The 1,634-nt window shown below is 57.0% G+C and carries 1 protein-coding gene; it reads right to left on the reverse strand.

Annotation, left to right across the window (positions count from 1 at the left end):
• Window positions 1-203: 203 nt before the first annotated feature.
• Entirely contained in the window at window positions 204-1,439 is a 1,236-nt protein-coding gene (locus NMG80_RS06415) for an SAM-dependent methyltransferase (RefSeq protein WP_254017367.1), read from the reverse strand.
• Window positions 1,440-1,634 lie beyond the last annotated feature (195 nt).

Below are 1,634 nucleotides of genomic sequence, written 5' to 3' on the forward strand. Positions count from 1 at the left end.
CCCGCGAGCGGGTTCGTTCTTTGGGCGCAAAGCTGCCGTTCGTGGCCGACCGCTTTGATCTGCGGACTTGTCGATCGGTTGCACTGGCGCTTCCGTCGGACGAAGATTGACCGGCGGGATGAGTTGGCGTGGCTGTCTGTTGTCATCCGAGTCCTGAGGGCGAGCTAACCAGCGGACCGGGCCCACTGGTGTAGATAGCGAAACTACGCACTCGTCTGCATCGAGCTCAGTAGGCGTCGCTCTTCTTCGACAATATAATCGCGGATGACTGGGACATCGTCACGGCGAGTCGAGATCAGTATCTGGAAGACAAAATTTGAACCGTTTAGGAAGCCGAGTTCGGCCGACGCCAGATAGAAATCCCACATACGGCAGAAGCGTTCGCCCATCATGGCGACTGCCTCCTCGCGCTTGGCCTCATAACCGAGACGCCAATCGTGGATCGTCCAGTAATAGTGCAGCCGCAAATTTTCGCAGTCGGCGCACCAGATCCCCGTGCGCTCCAACGAGGCAAACACCTCTGACAAAGCCGGCACATACCCACCTGGAAAGATATACTTGCGGATGAACGGCGCTGTCGTACCAGGCGGTGACATGCGTCCGATCGCATGAACCAATGCGAAGCCGCCCTCCTTCAACAATCTACTAATGATCGTGAAATAGCTGTCGAAATGAGCGACGCCCACGTGCTCCATCATTCCGATCGAGACAACACGGTCGAACTGTCCGCTGACCTCGCGATAGTCGACCTCGCGAAAATCGATCTGATGAGCGACCCCGGCCTCGATCGCTCGAAGCCGAGACGCCGCCAATTGCTCCGTCGAAACGTTGATCGCCGTGACCTTCACATCGCAATACTTGGCGAGATAGATGGCGAGAGCGCCCCAGCCTGAGCCGATTTCCATCACATGCATGCCCGGCTCTAGCTTGAGCTTCGCGGCAATGTGGCGATGCTTGTCCATCTGCGCTTGCTGCAGACTGTTGTCCGGTGCCGTGTAATAGGCACACGAATAGGTCATTGCCTCGTCGAGCCATAGCTCATAAAATTTCGTCGGGATGTCGTAGTGATGCTGAACGTTTTTGGCGGCGAGACCGAGCTTGTTGTTCTGCTGGCGCCGGCGCAACGCACGCCAGGCTTTCCGCAACGCCTTCTGAACAGGGTGGGCTGCCAACCCAGTGCGGTTGACGGAAAAAAGTGACAAGAGGTCAAATGCTTTGCCACCGTTCTCGATCACCAAGCGGCCATCCATGTAGGCTTCGGCCGCCTTCAGTTCCGGATTGAAGAAGATCTCGCGTTCGACCGCTTTGTCGGTTAGGCGGATCGTCACGTCGGGCCCATCCTGTCCACTGCCGAAGGCTTGCCGGAAACCGTCCTCGAATATGACAGTCAGGCGCCCGTTTTTTACAAAACGGGAGAGCAGATTTGGCAGCAGACGCATTGTGGCTCGTTTCTCCTCACTTGCCCCGTAAGTATGACTACCCGGTGTCGGTACATCAATACCGATCTGGGGGCGGAGAGGGATCGGACTTAAGGAGTCTCCTCCCAATGCCGAAGTAGGGAGACAAGACCCATCCGGGCAGCCTGCCCCGCGATGCGAAATGTCTGCTTCTGGCGCAAGCTTCCTGTTTGAGAA

The sequence above is a fragment of the Mesorhizobium escarrei genome (genome assembly GCF_935825525.1).
Taxonomy (GTDB): domain Bacteria; phylum Pseudomonadota; class Alphaproteobacteria; order Rhizobiales; family Rhizobiaceae; genus Mesorhizobium; species Mesorhizobium escarrei.

Excerpts from the sequence above, each read along its gene's own strand:
- NMG80_RS06415 (WP_254017367.1), bottom strand. The coding sequence starts at position 1,439 with ATGCGTCTGCTGCCAAATCTGCTCTCCCGTTTTGTAAAAAACGGGCGC.